15 protein-coding genes, 1 other RNA gene and 5 pseudogenes are annotated in these 18256 nt (G+C 52.2%); 12 read left to right on the top strand and 9 right to left on the bottom strand.

From position 1 onward, the window contains the following. A pseudogene (locus BGK49_RS21340) lies at positions 1 to 339 on the top strand (IS1-like element IS1B family transposase); the annotation flags it as partial. Positions 340 to 356: 17 nt separating this feature from the next. After that, positions 357 to 725 (top strand): annotated as a pseudogene (locus BGK49_RS21335) (LysR substrate-binding domain-containing protein); the annotation flags it as partial. On the opposite strand, the pseudogene scpC reads toward BGK49_RS21335, so the two are convergent. From scpC to argP, 5 genes and pseudogenes are all read right to left on the bottom strand, one after another. Then, positions 722 to 2199: pseudogene (gene scpC, locus BGK49_RS21330) on the bottom strand (propionyl-CoA:succinate CoA transferase). The pseudogenes BGK49_RS21335 and scpC overlap by 4 nt on opposite strands. Positions 2200 to 2222: 23 nt before the next feature. After that, positions 2223 to 3008, bottom strand: a complete 786-nt coding sequence (scpB, locus tag BGK49_RS21325; protein ID WP_000122063.1) for a methylmalonyl-CoA decarboxylase — start codon at positions 3006 to 3008, stop codon at positions 2223 to 2225. A gap of 10 nt (positions 3009 to 3018) precedes the next feature. Then, positions 3019 to 4014 carry a methylmalonyl Co-A mutase-associated GTPase MeaB gene (gene meaB, locus BGK49_RS21320; RefSeq protein ID WP_000606531.1) on the bottom strand — a complete coding sequence of 332 codons (996 nt, stop codon included), beginning with the start codon at positions 4012 to 4014 and terminating at the stop codon, positions 3019 to 3021. Continuing rightward, a pseudogene (gene scpA, locus BGK49_RS29930) lies at positions 4007 to 6151 on the bottom strand (methylmalonyl-CoA mutase). The gene meaB and the pseudogene scpA overlap by 8 nt, the downstream one beginning before the upstream one ends. A gap of 203 nt (positions 6152 to 6354) precedes the next feature. Beyond that, a pseudogene (gene argP, locus BGK49_RS21310) lies at positions 6355 to 7247 on the bottom strand (DNA-binding transcriptional regulator ArgP). A gap of 382 nt (positions 7248 to 7629) precedes the next feature. Here argP and rpiA point away from each other — a divergent pair. From rpiA to BGK49_RS29925, 4 genes are all read left to right on the top strand, one after another. Continuing rightward, the gene (gene rpiA, locus BGK49_RS21305) at positions 7630 to 8289 is read left to right on the top strand and encodes a ribose-5-phosphate isomerase RpiA (protein ID WP_000189743.1); all 660 of its coding nucleotides are present in this window, start codon (positions 7630 to 7632) and stop codon (positions 8287 to 8289) included. A 254-nt stretch (positions 8290 to 8543) separates the two neighbouring features. After that, entirely contained in the window at positions 8544 to 9776 is a 1233-nt protein-coding gene (serA, locus tag BGK49_RS21300) for a phosphoglycerate dehydrogenase (RefSeq protein WP_001151604.1), read from the top strand. A 228-nt stretch (positions 9777 to 10004) separates the two neighbouring features. Next, on the top strand, positions 10005 to 10064 hold the full coding sequence (gene ibsC, locus BGK49_RS28405) for a type I toxin-antitoxin system toxin IbsC (RefSeq protein WP_071524576.1): 60 nt from the start codon (positions 10005 to 10007) through the stop codon (positions 10062 to 10064). 332 nt (positions 10065 to 10396) lie between these two features. Continuing rightward, entirely contained in the window at positions 10397 to 10456 is a 60-nt protein-coding gene (locus tag BGK49_RS29925; RefSeq protein WP_001387035.1) for a type I toxin-antitoxin system Ibs family toxin, read from the top strand. A gap of 100 nt (positions 10457 to 10556) precedes the next feature. On the opposite strand, the gene BGK49_RS21290 is transcribed toward BGK49_RS29925, so the two are convergent. The 3 genes from BGK49_RS21290 to zapA all read right to left on the bottom strand — a co-directional run bounded on the left by BGK49_RS21290 (position 10557) and on the right by zapA (position 11734). Then, a complete protein-coding gene (locus tag BGK49_RS21290; RefSeq protein WP_000192748.1) occupies positions 10557 to 11159 on the bottom strand; it encodes a 5-formyltetrahydrofolate cyclo-ligase in 603 nt (200 codons plus the stop codon). Between the two features lie 20 nt (positions 11160 to 11179). Continuing rightward, positions 11180 to 11363: non-coding RNA, 6S RNA (ssrS, locus tag BGK49_RS21285), on the bottom strand. A 41-nt stretch (positions 11364 to 11404) separates the two neighbouring features. Continuing rightward, positions 11405 to 11734, bottom strand: a complete 330-nt coding sequence (zapA, locus tag BGK49_RS21280; RefSeq protein ID WP_001276008.1) for a cell division protein ZapA — start codon at positions 11732 to 11734, stop codon at positions 11405 to 11407. Between the two features lie 167 nt (positions 11735 to 11901). Here zapA and ygfB point away from each other — a divergent pair, with 167 nt between their 5' ends. From ygfB to ubiI, 4 genes are read left to right on the top strand one after another with little or no spacing between them, the layout of a single operon-like run. Further along, on the top strand, positions 11902 to 12480 hold the full coding sequence (gene ygfB, locus BGK49_RS21275; protein ID WP_001295378.1) for a UPF0149 family protein YgfB: 579 nt from the start codon (positions 11902 to 11904) through the stop codon (positions 12478 to 12480). A 25-nt stretch (positions 12481 to 12505) separates the two neighbouring features. Then, the gene (gene pepP / locus BGK49_RS21270) at positions 12506 to 13831 is read left to right on the top strand and encodes a Xaa-Pro aminopeptidase (protein WP_001290099.1); all 1326 of its coding nucleotides are present in this window, start codon (positions 12506 to 12508) and stop codon (positions 13829 to 13831) included. After that, positions 13828 to 15006, top strand: coding sequence for a 2-octaprenyl-6-methoxyphenyl hydroxylase (gene ubiH, locus BGK49_RS21265; protein ID WP_000111198.1), 1179 nt, complete (start codon positions 13828 to 13830; stop codon positions 15004 to 15006). Before pepP ends, ubiH begins: the two co-directional genes overlap by 4 nt. Positions 15007 to 15028: 22 nt before the next feature. Continuing rightward, a complete protein-coding gene (ubiI, locus tag BGK49_RS21260) occupies positions 15029 to 16231 on the top strand; it encodes an FAD-dependent 2-octaprenylphenol hydroxylase (RefSeq protein WP_001192194.1) in 1203 nt (400 codons plus the stop codon). Between the two features lie 73 nt (positions 16232 to 16304). On the opposite strand, the gene BGK49_RS29920 is transcribed toward ubiI, so the two are convergent. Next, positions 16305 to 16388 (bottom strand): hypothetical protein, encoded by an 84-nt coding sequence (locus tag BGK49_RS29920; RefSeq protein WP_122056850.1) that lies wholly within the window; start codon positions 16386 to 16388, stop codon positions 16305 to 16307. Between the two features lie 289 nt (positions 16389 to 16677). Between BGK49_RS29920 and gcvT the strand changes: the two genes are divergently transcribed. Together gcvT and gcvH are read left to right on the top strand one after the other, a co-directional pair. Next, positions 16678 to 17772, top strand: a complete 1095-nt coding sequence (gcvT, locus tag BGK49_RS21255; RefSeq protein WP_000068701.1) for a glycine cleavage system aminomethyltransferase GcvT — start codon at positions 16678 to 16680, stop codon at positions 17770 to 17772. 23 nt (positions 17773 to 17795) lie between these two features. After that, complete coding sequence (gene gcvH / locus BGK49_RS21250) at positions 17796 to 18185, top strand: glycine cleavage system protein GcvH (protein ID WP_001295377.1); 390 nt, start codon at positions 17796 to 17798, stop codon at positions 18183 to 18185. The last annotated feature ends 71 nt before the right edge of the window (positions 18186 to 18256 follow it).

Below are 18256 nucleotides of genomic sequence, written 5' to 3'. Positions count from 1 at the left end.
CAGCGCTGGCTGTTTTACGCGTATGACAGGCTCCGGAAGACGGTTGTTGCGCACGTATTCGGTGAACGCACTATGGCGACGCTGGGGCGTCTTATGAGCTTGCTGTCACCCTTTGACGTGGTGATATGGATGACGGATGGCTGGCCACTGTATGAATCCCGCCTGAAGGGAAAGCTGCACGTAATCAGCAAGCGATATACGCAGCGAATTGAGCGGCATAACCTGAATCTGAGGCAGCACCTGGCACGGCTGGGACGGAAGTCGCTGTCGTTCTCAAAATCGGTGGAGCTGCATGACAAAGTCATCGGGCATTATCTGAACATAAAACACTATCAATAAGTTGGAGTCATTACCCTCGCCGTTATGAAGAGCGTCAAGAGCAAGAGCTGCTTCAGGAGCTGCCCTGGCTACAAATGCGCTTTCAAAACCGGGCTAACTTCGAAGCAATGATTGATGCGAATATGCGACCTTGTGGGATCAATCCCACCATTATTTATCGTCCCTACAGTTTTATGGCCAAAATCAGCGCCGTGGAGCGCGGACATTTTCTGACGGTGATCCCGCATTTTGCCTGGCGACTGGTGAATCCGGCAACGCTGAAATATTTTGATGCTCCGCACAGGCCGATGTATATGCAGGAATATCTTTATTCAATCAGAAATCATCGTTATACCGCCACGATGCTTCAGCATATTGCTGAAGATCGTGACGGGACAAACCATTAACCCTGCATCGAGCCGGTTGCAATTAAATTACGGTGTAAGTCGAAGACGTGGCTAAGATCGTGGTGAATATGTCCGCCGGGCGCATTTTCCAGATAGCGATGCAGATAATCCCGATACATAGGATGTGCACAATTATCAATGATAGTGCGGGCGCGTTGAAGCGGGGAAAGACCGCGCAGATCGGCGATCCCTTGTTCGGTGATGATCACTTTGACGCTGTGTTCGCTGTGATCAACATGGCTGCACATTGGCACGACGGTTGAGATCTTGCCTTCTTTAGCAATCGACGGAGCCATAAAGATCGACAGATACGCGTTGCGTTCAAAATCACCGCTGCCACCGATGCCGTTCATCAGATCGACCCCGGCTACGTGCGTTGAATTTGCATGCCCGTAAATATCAAACTCCAGGCCGACGTTCAGAGCGATGACGCCCAGACGACGGATGATTTCCGGGTTATTGGAAATCTCCTGCGGACGCAACACAATGCGGCTGGCAAAGTAATCCATATTGTCGTAAATCTTGCGCAGGGAATCGGCCGAGATTGTCAGGCTGGAGGCGCTGGCCCCGCTGATTTTGTCGGTTTCCAGTAAATGCACCACCGATTCCTGTAGCACTTCCGAATACATCATGAACGGAGGAATTTCCGGGTTTTCCCCCAGACGCGCCATTACCGCATTATTGATATTGCCCACGCCACTTTGCAGCGGCAGAAATTCCGGCGGAATACGCCCATGCGCCATTTCCTGCAATAAGAACGTGACCACGTTATCGGCAATCTGCTGGCACATGGGATTTTGCTTATCCAGCATATTACCGGCGTCGGGCAAGTTGGTTTCCACGACGGCGACAATCTTTTTCGGATCGATTTGCACATAGCGGGTACCGACGCGATCCATTGCATGGAAGATCGACACGCTATTGCGCCGCGGTGGCGCGCCAGGAATCACAATATCTGCCAGTACTGCAACGCGCGGATCGTGATAGTGATTAAGTTCAATGATCACTTTCTTCGCTCGCAGCAGCCAGGTCGGCGCATTACCGATCCCGCTGGTTAACCAGACTCGACCATCCGGTGCCAGTGCCGATGCTTCAATGACGGCAACATCAATGTCGCCGAAGAAACCGTAATTGACCATTTGCGCCACTTCGCTCAAATGCAGGTCAACGAAACTCACCGCGCCCTGATTGATCTTTTTACGTAAACCGGACGATGTTGATATGGCGCACGCCAGGAAACAGCATCGGCGTCAGAAAGTACATCGTCAGCGGCGGCGCTGATTGACGCCCCCGTCAGCAGGCGAATTTGATACGGCTTTTTGGCCTCATGCTGTTCGTTAGCTCTGCGGGCAATCGCGGTGGGTAGGGCTTTCGGCGAACCCGCCGGGGTAAAGCTGCTAAATGCCACCATGTCGTTATGCTGGATAATTTCTGCCGCTTCATCGGCGGTCATCCTTGTCCACTGAGTTTCCATTTTTACTCCTTCGTTCGCAGGGATTAATGACCAACGAAATTAGGTTTACGTTTTTCGAGGAAAGCGTTCATTCCTTCCTGGTAATCTTCGCTGTCATAAACCGCGCGTCGCATCCCCTGAATACGTTCAAATTCATCGGAGTTCATGGTGTGCGCTTCGCCCAGTACACGCAGCTCTTCTTTGATAACAGCAATGGCTAACGGCGCTTTCTCAGAGATGTGGTGCGCCATTTGTAAGGTGAAATCTTCCAGTTCTTCCACTTCCACAACATGGTTGAGGATGCCGACAGCCAGCGCGCGCTGGGCGGTGATTGGCGAAGCGGTAAAAATCAGCTCTTTGACAATGTGGAAGCCCGCGTCGCGGGTCAGGTTGTGAATGCCGACCAGGTTATACGGGACGCCGAGGTTTACAGGCGTCATTGAGAAGGTTGAGGTACTGGCGGCGATGATCAGATCGGAACTCATGATCATTTCAAATGCGCCACCCCAAACACTACCTTCCACCATCGAAATGATCGGTTTCGGGAATTTTTGGATCATGCGGGTGATTTGACGCAATGGATCATCATAGGAGAGCGGATCGCGACCGCCAGACGGCAGTTCGTGAATATCGTGACCTGCGGAGAAGACTTTGGATCCACTCGGCGCGCGCAAAATGATACAGCGAATTTCCGGCCGGTTGAGATCGCTTAACGCCTGCATAAGATCATCAATAAAGACTTTACTTAAGGCATTAAGTTTTCGGCCATAGTTAAACTCAATGACCGCCACTTTGTTGATAGTGGCAACGTTCACATACTGATAAGACATAAAAATTCCTTTAATCAAAATATTGCGTCTGGATAAATTCACTGAGCTGCCGCAGGCCGGTGCGCGGTGAGAGCGTATTGTTTTTGACCGCTAAAAGCGTCTGGCGGTAATAGCGATCGAAATCTTCATTCGCGAACAGGTGATTCAGTACTTCTTCTTCGGTCTGCTTACGCAGCCATTCCACCGATTGTTGTTGCCGCACTTGTTGTAAACGACCACTGGCAGTTAGCGCGGTTTTGAACTCGATGATGGCGTGCCAGATCTCATCGATTCCACGTTTTTCCAGTGCGCTACAAGTCAGAACCCGTGGCTGCCATTCGTCGTATTTACGTCGCAGAATATGCAGGGCACTCTCGTACATATGCCGGGCAATGGCGACATTGGTATGGTTATCGCCATCGTCTTTGTTGATAACGATCAGATCAGCCACTTCCATCAGCCCTTTTTTAATGCCCTGCAGATCATCGCCGCCACCGGCAATTTGCAACGAGATAAAACAGTCCACCATGCGGGCGACTTCTGTTTCCGACTGCCCGACGCCAACCGTTTCGACAATCACTACGTCATAACCCGCCGCTTCGCATAACAGCATTAATTCCCGCGCTCGCTGACTGGCACCGCCCAGATGACCGGAGGATGGTACCGGGCGAATAAACGCCGCTTCGGCACGCGCCAGGTCATTCATGCGGATTTTATCCCCGAGAATGCTACCGCCAGTGACCGGGCTGCTGGGATCGACCGCAATAACCGCGACCTTTAATCCCTCTCGAATCAACAACATGCCAAAGGCCTCAAGAAAGGTACTTTTCCCCGCGCTGGGGGTGCCGGTAACGCCCAGTCGCAGGGTGTTACCGCAGTACGGCATAATGGCATCAAGCAGCTGCGTACTTAGTGCCTGATGACGCGGGTGACGGCTTTCCACCAGCGTCATGGCCTGGGCGAGTGTGGCACGCTCACCCTGACGTAAGCGGCGAATACTTTCTGCCAGCGTGGCTTCATTAATCATGATGCTGGCTTATCAGATTCAGTACGTCGCGCACACTGTCGAGCATAGGTGTACCTGGACCATAAATCGCCGCCACGCCGCGCTCTTGCAGGAAGGCGTAATCCTGCGGTGGAATGACGCCACCGGCGACTACGCAGATATCTTCGCGTCCCCATTTTTTCAGCGCCTCGACCAGTTCCGGGATCAGCGTTTTATGACCGGCAGCCAGTGAGGATGGGCCCACTACGTGAACGTCATTTTCTACTGCCAGGCGGGCGATCTCTTCAGGTGTAGAGAACATCGGGCTTAAATCTACGTCGAAACCGAGATCGGAATAGGCGCTGGCGATCACTTTCGAGCCGCGATCGTGCCCATCCTGGCCCATTTTGGCGATCAGAATGCGCGGGCGACGACCATTGTCGGCAAGGAACTGCTCCGTTTGCGCAACAATGGCATCGAACTCGGAGGCCGATTTCTCAGATTGATGATAGCTTTGCGCAATCACGCCGGTAACACACTGGCTTGGCACCAGATAACGGTCGAAAGCGGCTTCCAGCGCATCGGAAATTTCACCCAGGGTGGCGCGAACGCGAGCGGCATTAACAGCGGCAGCCAGCAGGTTTTCGTTATGCTGTGCGGCGTGAGTCAGGGCGTTCAACGCGGCTGTTACGGCGGCATCATCACGGGTGGCGCGAATGCGTTCCAGCGAAGCAATTTGCTCGTTACGCACCATCACGTTGTCGATCTCAAGTACATCGGTTTCGTCTTCGTGATCCAGTTTGTACTTGTTGACACCAACGATGACACGTTTGCCCTGGTCGATAAGCGACTGTTCGCGCGCTGAGGCCTATTCGATCATTCGTTTTGGCAGACCTGCTTCGATCGCTTTCGCCATACCACCGGCTTCGTCGATCTGTTGGATAATAGCTCTGGCTTGTTTGACGATTTGATCGGTCAGCGACTCAATGTAATAGGATCCGGCCAGTGGATCGACGGTGCGGCAGAGTTCTGATTCTTCCTGGATGATGATCTGGGTGTTGCGGGCAATGCGTGCTGAGAAATCGGTAGGCAAACCAAGCGCTTCGTCAAAGGCGTTGGTATGCAGTGACTGAGTACCGCCCAGCGTCGCAGCCAGTGCTTCAATGGTGGTGCGGATAACGTTGTTATACGGATCCTGTTCAGTCAGGCTCCAGCCTGAGGTCTGGCAGTGGGTACGCAGCGCCAGTGATTTCGGGTCCTGTGCGCCAAATCCACTGACCGCTTCGCTCCATAAATAACGTGCCGCACGCAACATGGCGACGTTCATAAACAGATCCATGCCGATGCCGAAGAAGAACGACAGGCGAGGAGCGAAGTCATCAATTTTCAGTCCGGCAGAGATTGCTGCTTTGATGTACTCAATCCCATCAGCGAGCGTAAATGCTACCTGCTGCACGCAGTTGGCACCCGCTTCACCCATGTGGTAACCGCTGATACTGATGGTATTAAATCGCGGCATGTTGCCGGAACACCAGGCGATGATGTCGGCGATAATGCGCATTGACGGTTTTGGCGGGTAAATATAGGTGTTGCGGCAGAGGTACTCTTTGAGGATATCGTTCTGAATGGTGCCGGTCAGTTTATCAGGTGTAACACCTTGCTCTTCCGCGGCGACGATATAAAACGCCAGTACTGGTAGCACTGCGCCATTCATGGTCATCGAAACCGACATTTTATCCAGCGGGATCTGGTCGAACAGGACTTTCATATCTTCCACGGTGTCGATAGCGACGCCCGCTTTGCCGACGTCGCCCGCCACGCGCGGGTTATCGGAGTCGTAGCCTCGGTGGGTGGCAAGGTCAAACGCAACGGAAAGACCTTTTTGCCCGGCGGCCAGGTTACGGCGATAAAAAGCGTTGGACTCTTTTGCTGTTGAAAAACCAGCATACTGACGGATGGTCCACGGTTGGGCGGTATACATAGTGGCACGCGGGCCACGAACGTAGGGCGGCAAACCAGGAAGGGTACCTGTCACCTCCAGATTATCGAGATCGGCTTCGGTATACAGCGGCTTGATGGTGATCCCTTCCGCGGTTTGCTGAACCAGCGAGTCGACAGTTTTCTCCCGACGGCTCAATTCCTTGTTGGCAAGCTGTTGCCACTCCTGCACGTTAGACATTATTTGCTCCGTAAAACGCAATCAAAATGAGGGTATTTGCGCCTACGGTGAGCTTTTTACGTGGGTTTGTCGCCAGCAAAAAAAATGCATTCAGACGTCGTTTTTTGCCGCCTGAGATTTGTCTATTTTGTGATGTGATTCAAGGAATACAAAAAGAAGTGAGGACAACGCCTGATATGTGCTATCAGGCATTATTTGATGGATTAATTCTGACGAAGGACTTTGTGACCATAATCGAGCAACGCATCAGTGACTTTACGCATCATGCGGCTTTCAGGAGCAAAGCGGTGCCAGTAGAGCATCCGGCGTTGAAATAGCCCTGGCGTTAAGTCAATCAGTTCACCGCTGGCTAGTTCTTTCTCGATTTGCAGGTGCGGGATCATACAGCAGGTGGTGCCCTGGCGAGCAAGTTGCACGAACGCTTCTGAAGAATTAACGATATGGCAGGGCACGCTGCCTGGAGGCAGATCGAAGTTTTGCTGCAAAAAGGCCTGGTGCATATCGTCAAGATGGTCAAAGGCGACCACAGGTGCTTTCAATAATGCCGAACGCGTTACGCCGTTAGGGAAATATTTTTCGGCAAACGGTTTTGAGCTGACGAACAGATAGTCAAGCGCACCGAGCTTATCGACAAGGCAACTCGGCAGCGCCTGATGTTGAATACTCACCGCGCCGACCACTTCGCCGCGCGCAGACGTTCCTGAGTACGGGTTTCATCTTCTACCTGCAAGTTGAGGCGGATAAGCGAATCAGCCAATACAGGAGCCAGTGCCGGAAGCAACCACGTCGCCAGACTGTCGGCGTTGACCGCCAGTGAAAGCAGCAGCGGAGTCGAACCGGTTTGTTCATCGCCCAGCCACTCTTCTTCCAGCAACTCCACCTGGCGCAGCAGTGCCAGCAGTTTTTGCCCTTGTTCCGTCGGGCGCGGCGGTACGGTACGCACCAACAGCGGCTGCCCGAACATATTTTCCAGTTGCTTAATGCGCTGTGAGACGGCTGATTGTGTAATGCACAGCTTTTGTGCCGCGCGCTCAAATCCTCGTTCACGTATCACCGCATCCAGTGCCTGTAATGTTCTGTAGTCCGGGCGTTTCATTGCTGTTGTCTGCTCCTGGTAAATGCTTTTTCCTGCACTATGACACAATTTTGTGTCAGGTTGCATATACCGCAGCCGTCGGCGGGTAACATTTGTATCAATGGTTAAACGCGCAGCTTAAAAGATCAGGGATTTGCGCTATTGCATTTCGCTTAGCGACTTCGCGCCCTGGTTATGTTGAATGGCGTGGCGTTATTGCCTCTGTTCGCACCGTGGAGCGGCATACCCAGACCGTTGTATGCTTTATTTGCGGGGCGAAAGGGGATGCCCGCCATTGCGCGATATTTTATGGATGAGTTAACCACCCGGCTTGCCAACGGGGTCTGAATCGCTTTTTTTGTATATAATGCGTGTGAAATTTCATACCACAGGCGAAACGATCATGACGCAGGATGAATTGAAAAAAGCAGTAGGATGGGCGGCACTTCAGTATGTTCAGCCCGGCACCATTGTTGGTGTAGGTACAGGTTCCACCGCCGCACACTTTATTGACGCGCTCGGCACGATGAAAGGCCAGATTGAAGGGGCCGTTTCCAGTTCAGATGCTTCCACTGAAAAACTGAAAAGCCTCGGCATTCACGTTTTTGATCTCAACGAAGTCGACAGCCTTGGCATCTACGTTGATGGCGCAGATGAAATCAACGGCCACATGCAAATGATCAAAGGCGGCGGCGCGGCGCTGACCCGTGAAAAAATCATTGCTTCGGTTGCGGAAAAATTTATCTGTATTGCCGACGCCTCCAAGCAGGTTGATATTCTGGGTAAATTCCCGCTGCCAGTAGAAGTTATCCCGATGGCACGTAGTGCAGTGGCGCGCCAGCTGGTGAAACTGGGCGGTCGTCCGGAATACCGTCAGGGCGTGGTGACCGATAATGGCAACGTGATCCTCGACGTCCACGGCATGGAAATCCTTGACCCGATAGCGATGGAAAACGCCATAAATGCGATTCCTGGCGTGGTGACTGTTGGCTTGTTTGCTAACCGTGGCGCGGACGTTGCGCTGATTGGCACACCTGACGGTGTCAAAACCATTGTGAAATGATCTGACGGGGGAACCTCCCCCGTTAAAAAAATTCTCTTCATTAAATTTGGTGACATGTGTCACGTTTTTACCTGGCTATTGTCGATTGCTCTAAATAAATCCTCTAAACCAGCATATTCAACCAAGAAATACCTTTGCGTGATATTTCCTCAACATCGCGACGCAAACGTTCATATTGCCGCAATATTATTTTTTGATATGTTGAAAGGCGGATGCAAATCCGCACACAACATTTCAAAGACAGGATTGGGTAAATGGCAAAGGTATCGCTGGAGAAAGACAAGATTAAGTTTCTGCTGGTAGAAGGCGTGCACCAAAAGGCGCTGGAAAGCCTTCGTGCAGCTGGTTACACCAACATCGAATTTCACAAAGGCGCGCTGGATGATGAACAATTAAAAGAATCCATCCGCGATGCCCACTTCATCGGCCTGCGATCCCGTACCCATCTGACTGAAGACGTGATCAACGCCGCAGAAAAGCTGGTCGCTATTGGCTGTTTCTGTATAGGAACAAACCAGGTTGATCTGGATGCGGCGGCAAAGCGCGGGATCCCGGTATTTAACGCACCGTTCTCAAATACGCGCTCTGTTGCGGAGCTGGTGATTGGCGAACTGCTGCTGCTATTGCGCGGCGTGCCGGAAGCCAATGCTAAAGCGCACCGTGGCGTGTGGAACAAACTGGCGGCGGGTTCTTTTGAAGCGCGCGGCAAAAAGCTGGGTATCATCGGCTACGGTCATATTGGTACGCAATTGGGCATTCTGGCTGAATCGCTGGGAATGTATGTTTACTTTTATGATATTGAAAATAAACTGCCGCTGGGCAACGCCACTCAGGTACAGCATCTTTCTGACCTGCTGAATATGAGCGATGTGGTGAGTCTGCATGTACCAGAGAATCCGTCCACCAAAAATATGATGGGCGCGAAAGAAATTTCACTAATGAAGCCCGGCTCGCTGCTGATTAATGCTTCGCGCGGTACTGTGGTGGATATTCCGGCGCTGTGTGATGCGCTGGCGAGCAAACATCTGGCGGGGGCGGCAATCGACGTATTCCCGACGGAACCGGCGACCAATAGCGATCCATTTACCTCTCCACTGTGTGAATTCGACAACGTACTTCTGACGCCACACATTGGCGGTTCGACTCAGGAAGCGCAGGAGAATATCGGCCTGGAAGTTGCGGGTAAATTGATCAAGTATTCTGACAATGGCTCAACGCTCTCTGCGGTGAACTTCCCGGAAGTCTCGCTGCCACTGCATGGTGGTCGTCGTCTGATGCACATCCACGAAAACCGTCCGGGCGTGCTAACTGCGCTGAACAAAATCTTCGCCGAGCAGGGCGTCAACATCGCCGCGCAATATCTACAAACTTCCGCCCAGATGGGTTATGTAGTTATTGATATTGAAGCTGACGAAGACGTTGCCGAAAAAGCGCTGCAGGCAATGAAAGCTATTCCGGGTACCATTCGCGCCCGTCTGCTGTACTAATTCCCCTTCTCTGAAAATTAACGGGCAGGTCACTGACTTGCCCGTTTTTTTATCCCTTCTCCACACCGTTGCCGCGTTGCGCATTCTACTTTGCGAGTCTGCTCCAGAAAATAAATCAAAGTCAGATCAATGCGTTGTGTTTATTTAATGGGGATTTACGATGGCGGGACAGCATGGGGCTGTAACGGTAAAGCCCTCACCGAAGCGAGGGCTTAAAGGAGAAGGGTTATGATGCGACTTGTCATCATACTGATTGTACTGTTACTGATAAGTTTCGGAGCTTATTAACAGTCAGTCTCTGGGGAGGAGTCATCCTCCCTTACCCTTACTCACTAAATTAGGTCAAAGAATCAACGATGTCAATCAGGGCGATGCGGGGTGCATCGCCCTGAACCGAACTTTTTGATAGCCACTTCATCGCCCACGTTTACTGCCGTAATAGATCCTTTTTCCCAAAAATTATCTCTGTTTTGCATGGGGTTTTTCGAACACGCTCGAAGAAAAGATTTAAAGGTAGATCAATGCGTTGTGGTTATTTAAAGAGAGCTTACGATAGCTGGGCAGCATGGGGCTGTAACGGTAAAGCCCTCACCGAAGCGAGGGCTTGAAGGAGAAGGGTTATGATGCGACTTGCCATCATACTGATTGTACTGTTACTCATAAGTTTCCCAGCTTATTAACAGTCAGTCACAGGGGAGGAGCAATCCTCCCTTACCCTTACTCACTAAATTAGGTTAAAGAATCAACGATGTCAATCAGGGCGATGCAGGTGTATCGCCCTTACCACTCCCAGACTTTCGACGGTGTAACCACCGCAGGAAGAGGGATATCCCACTCTTCAACGGGGAGTTTTTCCACCAACTGACAATCATGCGCATAACCCACCGGTTGCGTTTTATAGTGCTGCCAGTTTTGTAAGGTCCGATCATAAAAACCACCGCCCATTCCCAGGCGCTGACCGTACTCATCAAAGGCGACCAGCGGTGTGATCAGCACGTCTAATCGGGAAAGGGGTAGCACGTCACGCACATCCAGTTTTGGCTCATGGATTTTCAACCTGTTCATCACCAGTTCGCTTTGCGGATGGTAATTCAGGAACAGCAAATTACCAGCACTAAAGGGATGCAAAACTGGAAGATATACGCGCTTACCGGCGCGCCAGAGTTGTTCTATTAGCGGCTGGGTGTCGAGTTCACCATCAAAAGAGAGGAATACAGCGACCGTATGCGCCATCACCACCGGGGGATAAGTCATCATCCGGGTAGCGGCTTGTTGACCCATTTCCTGCTGTTGTTCCGGCGTTAACGCACGACGACGTTGCCGAATCATTTTGCGGATTTCTTGTCGGGATAATGTCAGTGGGAGTTCTGGTAGTTGCGTCATGGCTGGTGCCAGATAAGAAGGGAATCTCCGAGATGCCGCCGCAGGCTGTAACCCTTGAACCCTTGGTTCAAGGTGAATGTGTCGTCGCAGTTTTAAGGCTTCTCGGACGGACCGAGCATGCTCACCAACCGCGGAGCGCCACATTCTTGTGGTATGAAATATCGGCTCAGGGGACTGGCCCGCTTGCGAACATCTCAGAGAAATTTTGTCTTCACGGTTACTCTACCACAGTAAACCGAAAAGTGTCATTCAAAGTTTTGGTTAGTTTTTTCGGTGATGCGACCTTGTTCAAGTAACGCTTGTTCTATGGTCTGCTGCAGCATCCGAATACGCTGTTCCATACTTGCCGCGTAGTCACGAGTCTTCGCTTTTTCTTGCGCTAACTCATAGCTGATATTCAATGCGGCAATGAAGACCAACTGTTCAGTATTTGTGACTCTAGTGCGTTCTTTCAGATCTTGCAACCGTTGGTTCAGATCGTCCGCTGCCTGATTCAACGCATCCCTTTGGTCAGGCGGGCAGTTCACACGCAGTGAACGGCCAAAAATTTGGATATCGACGGGTTGTGCAGACATGCCACCTTCCTGCTGATTGACTGCGCTGCCTTCGTCTTTAGACCCATGGTCTGCGAAGGGGCGACACTATAGCTACCCTGATGAGAAGAGACAAGCCCTTTTCTGGTCCACCAGGGCCCAAAGTGGTAGCATATCATGAATATTCCTCCCTTTGACGACGAATGCTTATGTCTATACAGAACGAAATGCCTGGTTACAACGAAATGAACCAGTATCTGAACCAACAAGGGACGGGTCTGACCCCTGCCGAGATGCATGGTTTAATCAGTGGGATGATATGTGGCGGTAACGATGACAGCTCATGGCTGCCGCTACTTCACGACCTGACGAACGAAGGCATGGCTTTCGGTCATGAGCTGGCACAGGCACTACGTAAAATGCACTCTGCCACCAGCGATGCCCTGCAGGATGACGGCTTCCTTTTTCAGCTTTATCTGCCTGATGGCGATGATGTCAGCGTTTTCGATCGGGCTGATGCATTGGCAGGTTGGGTCAATCACTTCCTGCTTGGTCTTGGCGTTACGCAACCGAAGCTGGATAAAGTGACCGGCGAAACCGGTGAAGCTATCGACGATCTGCGTAACATTGCGCAACTGGGTTACGACGAAGACGAAGATCAGGAAGAGCTTGAAATGTCGCTTGAAGAGATCATCGAATACGTTCGTGTTGCCGCGCTGTTATGCCACGACACCTTTACTCATCCGCAACCGACCGCGCCAGAAGTACAAAAACCGACTCTACACTAAAAACAAAAAACGTAAGGAGAGTGTTATGAGTGAGATATCCCGGCAAGAGTTTCAGCGTCGCCGTCAGGCCCTGGTGGAGCAAATGCAACCCGGCAGCGCCGCGCTGATTTTTGCTGCACCAGAAGTAACACGTAGCGCCGACAGCGAATACCCCTATCGTCAGAACAGTGACTTCTGGTACTTCACCGGCTTTAACGAACCGGAAGCGGTGCTGGTGCTGATTAAAAGCGATGACACTCATAACCACAGCGTTCTGTTTAACCGCGTTCGCGACCTGACGGCGGAGATCTGGTTTGGCCGTCGCTTAGGCCAGGATGCCGCGCCAGAGAAACTGGGCGTTGACCGCGCACTGGCATTCAGCGAAATCAATCAGCAACTTTATCAACTACTTAACGGCCTGGATGTGGTTTACCATGCCCAGGGCGAATATGCATATGCTGATGAAATCATGAACAGTGCGCTGGAAAAACTGCGTAAAGGTTCGCGGCAAAATCTCACCGCACCGGCAACGATGATCGACTGGCGTCCTGTTGTTCATGAAATGCGCCTGTTCAAATCGCCAGAAGAGATTGCCGTACTCCGCCGCGCGGGAGAAATCACCGCCATGGCACATACACGGGCGATGGAAAAATGCCGTCCGGGAATGTTCGAGTACCATCTGGAAGGCGAAATTCACCACGAATTTAACCGCCACGGTGCGCGCTATCCGTCCTATAACACCATTGTCGGCAGCGGTGAAAACGGCTGCATTCTGCACTACACCGAAAACGAGAGTGAACTGCGCGACGGTGACCTGGTGTTGATTGACGCGGGTTGTGAATACAAAGGTTACGCGGGCGATATTACCCGCACCTTCCCGGTCAACGGCAAATTCACCCAGGCCCAGCGTGAAATCTACGACATTGTGCTGGAGTCTCTCGAAACCAGCCTGCGCCTGTATCGTCCGGGAACTTCCATTCTGGAAGTCACTGGTGAAGTGGTGCGCATCATGGTTAGCGGCCTGGTAAAACTCGGCATTCTGAAAGGTGATGTTGATGAACTGATCGCTCAGAATGCCCATCGTCCTTTCTTTATGCATGGCCTTAGCCACTGGTTAGGGCTAGATGTCCATGACGTTGGCGTTTATGGTCAGGATCGCTCGCGCATTCTGGAACCGGGCATGGTACTGACCGTAGAGCCAGGGCTGTATATTGCGCCGGATGCAGAAGTGCCAGAACAATATCGCGGTATCGGCATTCGTATTGAAGACGACATTGTGATTACCGAAACCGGTAACGAAAACCTCACCGCCAGCGTGGTGAAAAAGCCGGAAGAAATCGAAGCGTTGATGGCTGCTGCGAGAAAGCAATGAGCGTAATCATCGTCGGTGGCGGCATGGCGGGCGCGACGCTGGCGCTGGCTATTTCCCGGTTAAGTCACGGGGCGCTGCCGGTACATTTGATTGAAGCGACTGCGCCAGAGTCACATGCTCATCCGGGCTTTGATGGACGAGCGATAGCGCTGGCGGCGGGTACCTGTCAGCAACTGGCGCGCATCGGCGTCTGGCAATCTCTGGCGGATTGCGCAACTGCCATCACCACCGTGCATGTCAGCGATCGTGGTCACGCTGGATTTGTCACCCTCGCCGCAGAAGATTACCAACTGGCGGCGCTGGGACAGGTTGTCGAATTGCACAATGTCGGGCAACGGCTGTTTGCATTGCTGCGTAAAGCACCTGGCGTAACGCTGCATTGCCCTGATCGCGTGGCTAACGTTGCCCGTACTCAGAGTCACGTTGAAGTGACGCTGGAGAGTGGCGAGACGCTGACGGGCCGCGTGCTGGTAGCAGCTGATGGCACCCATTCAGCGTTAGCCACCGCGTGCGGCGTTGACTGGCAGCAGGAGCCTTACGAACAACTGGCCGTGATTGCCAACGTTGCGACTTCCGTTGCGCACGAAGGCCGCGCTTTTGAACGCTTCACGCAACATGGCCCGCTGGCGATGTTGCCAATGTCTGACGGACGCTGTTCGCTGGTCTGGTGTCATCCACTGGAACGGCGCGAAGAGGTGCTGTCGTGGAGCGACGAGAAGTTTTGCCGTGAACTCCAGTCGGCCTTTGGCTGGCGACTTGGAAAAATTACCCACGCCGGTAAACGCAGTGCTTATCCGCTGGCGTTAACCCGCGCCGCCAGAGCTATTACCCATCGTACCGTGCTGGTGGGCAATGCGGCGCAAACTCTGCACCCGATTGCCGGGCAAGGGTTTAACCTCGGTATGCGAGATGTCATGAGCCTTGCGGAAACCCTGACTCAGGCGCATGAGCGCGGAGAAGACATCGGTGATTACGGCATATTGTGCCGCTATCAGCAGCGTCGACAGAGCGATCGCGAAGCAACCATCGGCGTCACGGACAGCCTGGTACATCTTTTTGCCAACCGTTGGGCACCGCTGGTTGTCGGGCGCAACATCGGACTGATGACGATGGAATTATTCACCCCGGCACGCGATGTGCTGGCGCAGCGCACCCTCGGTTGGGTGGCGCGTTGAAGGCGGTTTTAAGGAATAAACAATGCAAAGTGTTGATGTAGCCATTGTTGGTGGCGGCATGGTGGGGCTGGCGGTTGCCTGCGGCTTACAGGGGAGCGGCTTACGCGTTGCCGTACTGGAGCAGCGCGTACCGGAACCTCTGGCGGCGGATGCACCACCACAACTGCGCGTTTCGGCTATCAATGCCGCCAGCGAAAAATTACTCACCCGTCTTGGCGTCTGGCAGGACATTCTCTCCCGTAGGGCCAGTTGTTATCACGGTATGGAAGTGTGGGACAAAGACAGTTTTGGTCACATTTCGTTTGACGATCAAAGCATGGGCTATAGCCATCTTGGGCATATCGTTGAAAACTCAGTGATTCACTACGCGCTGTGGAACAAAGCGCAGCAGTCGTCAGATATCACTCTGTTGGCCCCCGCAGAATTACAGCAGGTCGCCTGGGGAGAAAATGAAACTTTCCTGACGCTGAAAGATGGCAGCATGTTAACGGCGCGTCTGGTGATTGGCGCGGACGGTGCTAATTCCTGGTTGCGCAACAAAGCAGATATTTCGCTGACTTTCTGGGATTATCAGCATCACGCGCTGGTAGCGACCATTCGCACGGAAGAACCGCATGATGCGGTGGCGCGGCAGGTTTTCCATGGCGAAGGCATTCTGGCCTTTTTACCGCTTAGCGATCCGCATCTTTGCTCAATTGTCTGGTCACTGTCGCCAGAGGAAGCGCAGCGGATGCAGCAGGCAAGTGAAGATGAATTTAATCGCGCGTTAAATATCGCTTTTGATAATCGCCTGGGCTTATGCAAGGTTGAGAGCGCGCGTCAGGTGTTCCCACTGACGGGGCGTTATGCGCGCCAGTTTGCCGCGCACCGTCTGGTGCTAGTGGGCGACGCCGCGCATACCATTCACCCGCTGGCGGGGCAGGGAGTAAATCTCGGCTTTATGGATGCTGCAGAGCTGATTGCTGAACTGAAACGGTTGCATCGTCAGGGGAAAGACATCGGGCAGTACATTTACCTGCGCCGGTATGAGCGTAGCCGCAAGCACAGTGCAGCGCTGATGCTGGCTGGTATGCAGGGATTCCGCGATCTGTTTTCCGGTACCAATCCGGCGAAAAAACTGCTGCGTGATATTGGTTTGAAACTGGCCGACACGCTTCCTGGCGTTAAACCACAACTTATCCGCCAGGCAATGGGATTAAACGATTTGCCTGAATGGCTGCGTTAAAAATTTCTCTTCTGCTGTTTATTTGATACCCATCACACTTTCATCTCCCGGTTTTTTCGCCGGGAGATTTTCCTCATTTGAAATAAACTAATTTCACCTCCGTTTTCGCATTATATTTTCTAATGTCATTATTTTTTGATTTAGTGTTTTTTGACATTTTTTTAGCTCTTAATATTGCCTTATTCAAATTAGCTTTCTAATGGCATCATCTTTATATAGAAACTGGTGTGTTTTTTGGTTTTTTATTCTGTCGCGATTTTGGCGTTTTTTAACCATAAGCTAATGTGATGATCAATTTTACCTTATGGTTAACAGTCTGTTTCGGTGGTAAGTTCAGGCAAAAGAGAACGATTGCGTTGGGGACCGGGAGTGGCTCCGATGCTGGGTTTCGTGGTGATAATTTCACCATGAAAAGTTGTCAGCCCCGCTTATTCAATGAGGACAAGATGGCACAACAGACTCCTTTGTACGAACAACACACGCTTTGCGGCGCTCGCATGGTGGATTTCCACGGCTGGATGATGCCGCTGCATTACGGTTCGCAAATCGACGAACATCATGCGGTACGTACCGATGCCGGAATGTTTGATGTGTCACATATGACCATCGTCGATCTCCGCGGCAGCCGCACCCGGGAGTTTCTGCGTTATCTGCTGGCGAACGATGTGGCGAAGCTCACCAAAAGCGGCAAAGCCCTTTACTCGGGGATGTTGAATGCCTCTGGCGGTGTGATAGATGACCTCATCGTCTACTACTTTACTGAAGATTTCTTCCGCCTCGTTGTTAACTCCGCCACCCGCGAAAAAGACCTCTCCTGGATTACCCAACACGCTGAACCTTTCGGCATCGAAATTACCGTTCGTGATGACCTTTCCATGATTGCCGTGCAAGGGCCGAATGCGCAGGCAAAAGCTGCCACACTGTTTAATGACGCCCAGCGTCAGGCGGTGGAAGGGATGAAACCGTTCTTTGGCGTGCAGGCGGGCGATCTGTTTATTGCCACCACTGGTTATACCGGTGAAGCGGGCTATGAAATTGCGCTGCCCAATGAAAAAGCGGCCGATTTCTGGCGTGCGCTGGTGGAAGCGGGTGTTAAGCCATGTGGCTTGGGCGCGCGTGACACGCTGCGTCTGGAAGCGGGCATGAATCTTTATGGTCAGGAGATGGACGAAACTATTTCTCCTTTAGCCGCCAACATGGGCTGGACTATCGCCTGGGAACCGGCAGATCGTGACTTTATCGGTCGTGAAGCCCTGGAAGTGCAGCGTGAGCATGGTACAGAAAAACTGGTTGGTCTGGTGATGACCGAAAAAGGCGTGCTGCGTAATGAACTGCCGGTACGCTTTACCGATGCGCAGGGCAACCAGCATGAAGGCATTATCACCAGCGGTACTTTCTCCCCGACGCTGGGTTACAGCATTGCGCTGGCGCGCGTGCCGGAAGGTATTGGCGAAACGGCGATTGTGCAAATTCGCAACCGTGAAATGCCGGTTAAAGTGACAAAACCTGTTTTTGTGCGTAACGGCAAAGCCGTCGCGTGATTTACTTTTTTGGAGATTGATTGATGAGCAACGTACCAGCAGAACTGAAATACAGCAAAGAACACGAATGGCTGCGTAAAGAAGCCGACGGCACTTACACCGTTGGTATTACCGAACATGCTCAGGAGCTGTTAGGCGATATGGTGTTTGTTGACCTGCCGGAAGTGGGCGCAACGGTTAGCGCGGGCGATGACTGCGCGGTTGCCGAATCAGTAAAAGCGGCGTCAGACATTTATGCGCCAGTAAGCGGTGAAATCGTGGCGGTAAACGACGCACTGAGCGATTCCCCGGAACTGGTGAACAGCGAACCGTATGCAGGTGGCTGGATCTTTAAAATCAAAGCCAGCGATGAAAGCGAACTGGAATCACTGCTGGATGCGACCGCATACGAAGCATTGTTAGAAGACGAGTAACGGCTTTATTCCTCTTCTGCGGGAGAGGATCAGGGTGAGGAAAATTTATGCCTCACCCTCACTCTCTTCGT

The sequence above is a fragment of the Shigella sp. FC1544 genome, assembly GCF_001722145.1.
GTDB classification, from domain to species: Bacteria; Pseudomonadota; Gammaproteobacteria; order Enterobacterales; family Enterobacteriaceae; genus Escherichia; species Escherichia coli.
This window is presented reverse-complemented; position numbering and strand designations above follow the sequence as displayed.

Bases quoted from the DNA above. Each gene is read 5' to 3' on its own strand.
- scpB (WP_000122063.1), bottom strand. From the start codon at position 3,008: ATGTCTTATCAGTATGTGAACGTTGCCACTATCAACAAAGTGGCGGTC.
- meaB (WP_000606531.1), bottom strand. From the start codon at position 4,014: ATGATTAATGAAGCCACGCTGGCAGAAAGTATTCGCCGCTTACGTCAG.
- rpiA (WP_000189743.1), top strand. From the start codon at position 7,630: ATGACGCAGGATGAATTGAAAAAAGCAGTAGGATGGGCGGCACTTCAG.
- serA (WP_001151604.1), top strand. From the start codon at position 8,544: ATGGCAAAGGTATCGCTGGAGAAAGACAAGATTAAGTTTCTGCTGGTA.
- BGK49_RS21290 (WP_000192748.1), bottom strand. From the start codon at position 11,159: ATGACGCAACTACCAGAACTCCCACTGACATTATCCCGACAAGAAATC.
- zapA (WP_001276008.1), bottom strand. From the start codon at position 11,734: ATGTCTGCACAACCCGTCGATATCCAAATTTTTGGCCGTTCACTGCGT.
- ygfB (WP_001295378.1), top strand. From the start codon at position 11,902: ATGTCTATACAGAACGAAATGCCTGGTTACAACGAAATGAACCAGTAT.
- pepP (WP_001290099.1), top strand. From the start codon at position 12,506: ATGAGTGAGATATCCCGGCAAGAGTTTCAGCGTCGCCGTCAGGCCCTG.
- ubiH (WP_000111198.1), top strand. From the start codon at position 13,828: ATGAGCGTAATCATCGTCGGTGGCGGCATGGCGGGCGCGACGCTGGCG.
- ubiI (WP_001192194.1), top strand. From the start codon at position 15,029: ATGCAAAGTGTTGATGTAGCCATTGTTGGTGGCGGCATGGTGGGGCTG.
- BGK49_RS29920 (WP_122056850.1), bottom strand. From the start codon at position 16,388: ATGTCAAAAAACACTAAATCAAAAAATAATGACATTAGAAAATATAAT.
- gcvT (WP_000068701.1), top strand. From the start codon at position 16,678: ATGGCACAACAGACTCCTTTGTACGAACAACACACGCTTTGCGGCGCT.
- gcvH (WP_001295377.1), top strand. From the start codon at position 17,796: ATGAGCAACGTACCAGCAGAACTGAAATACAGCAAAGAACACGAATGG.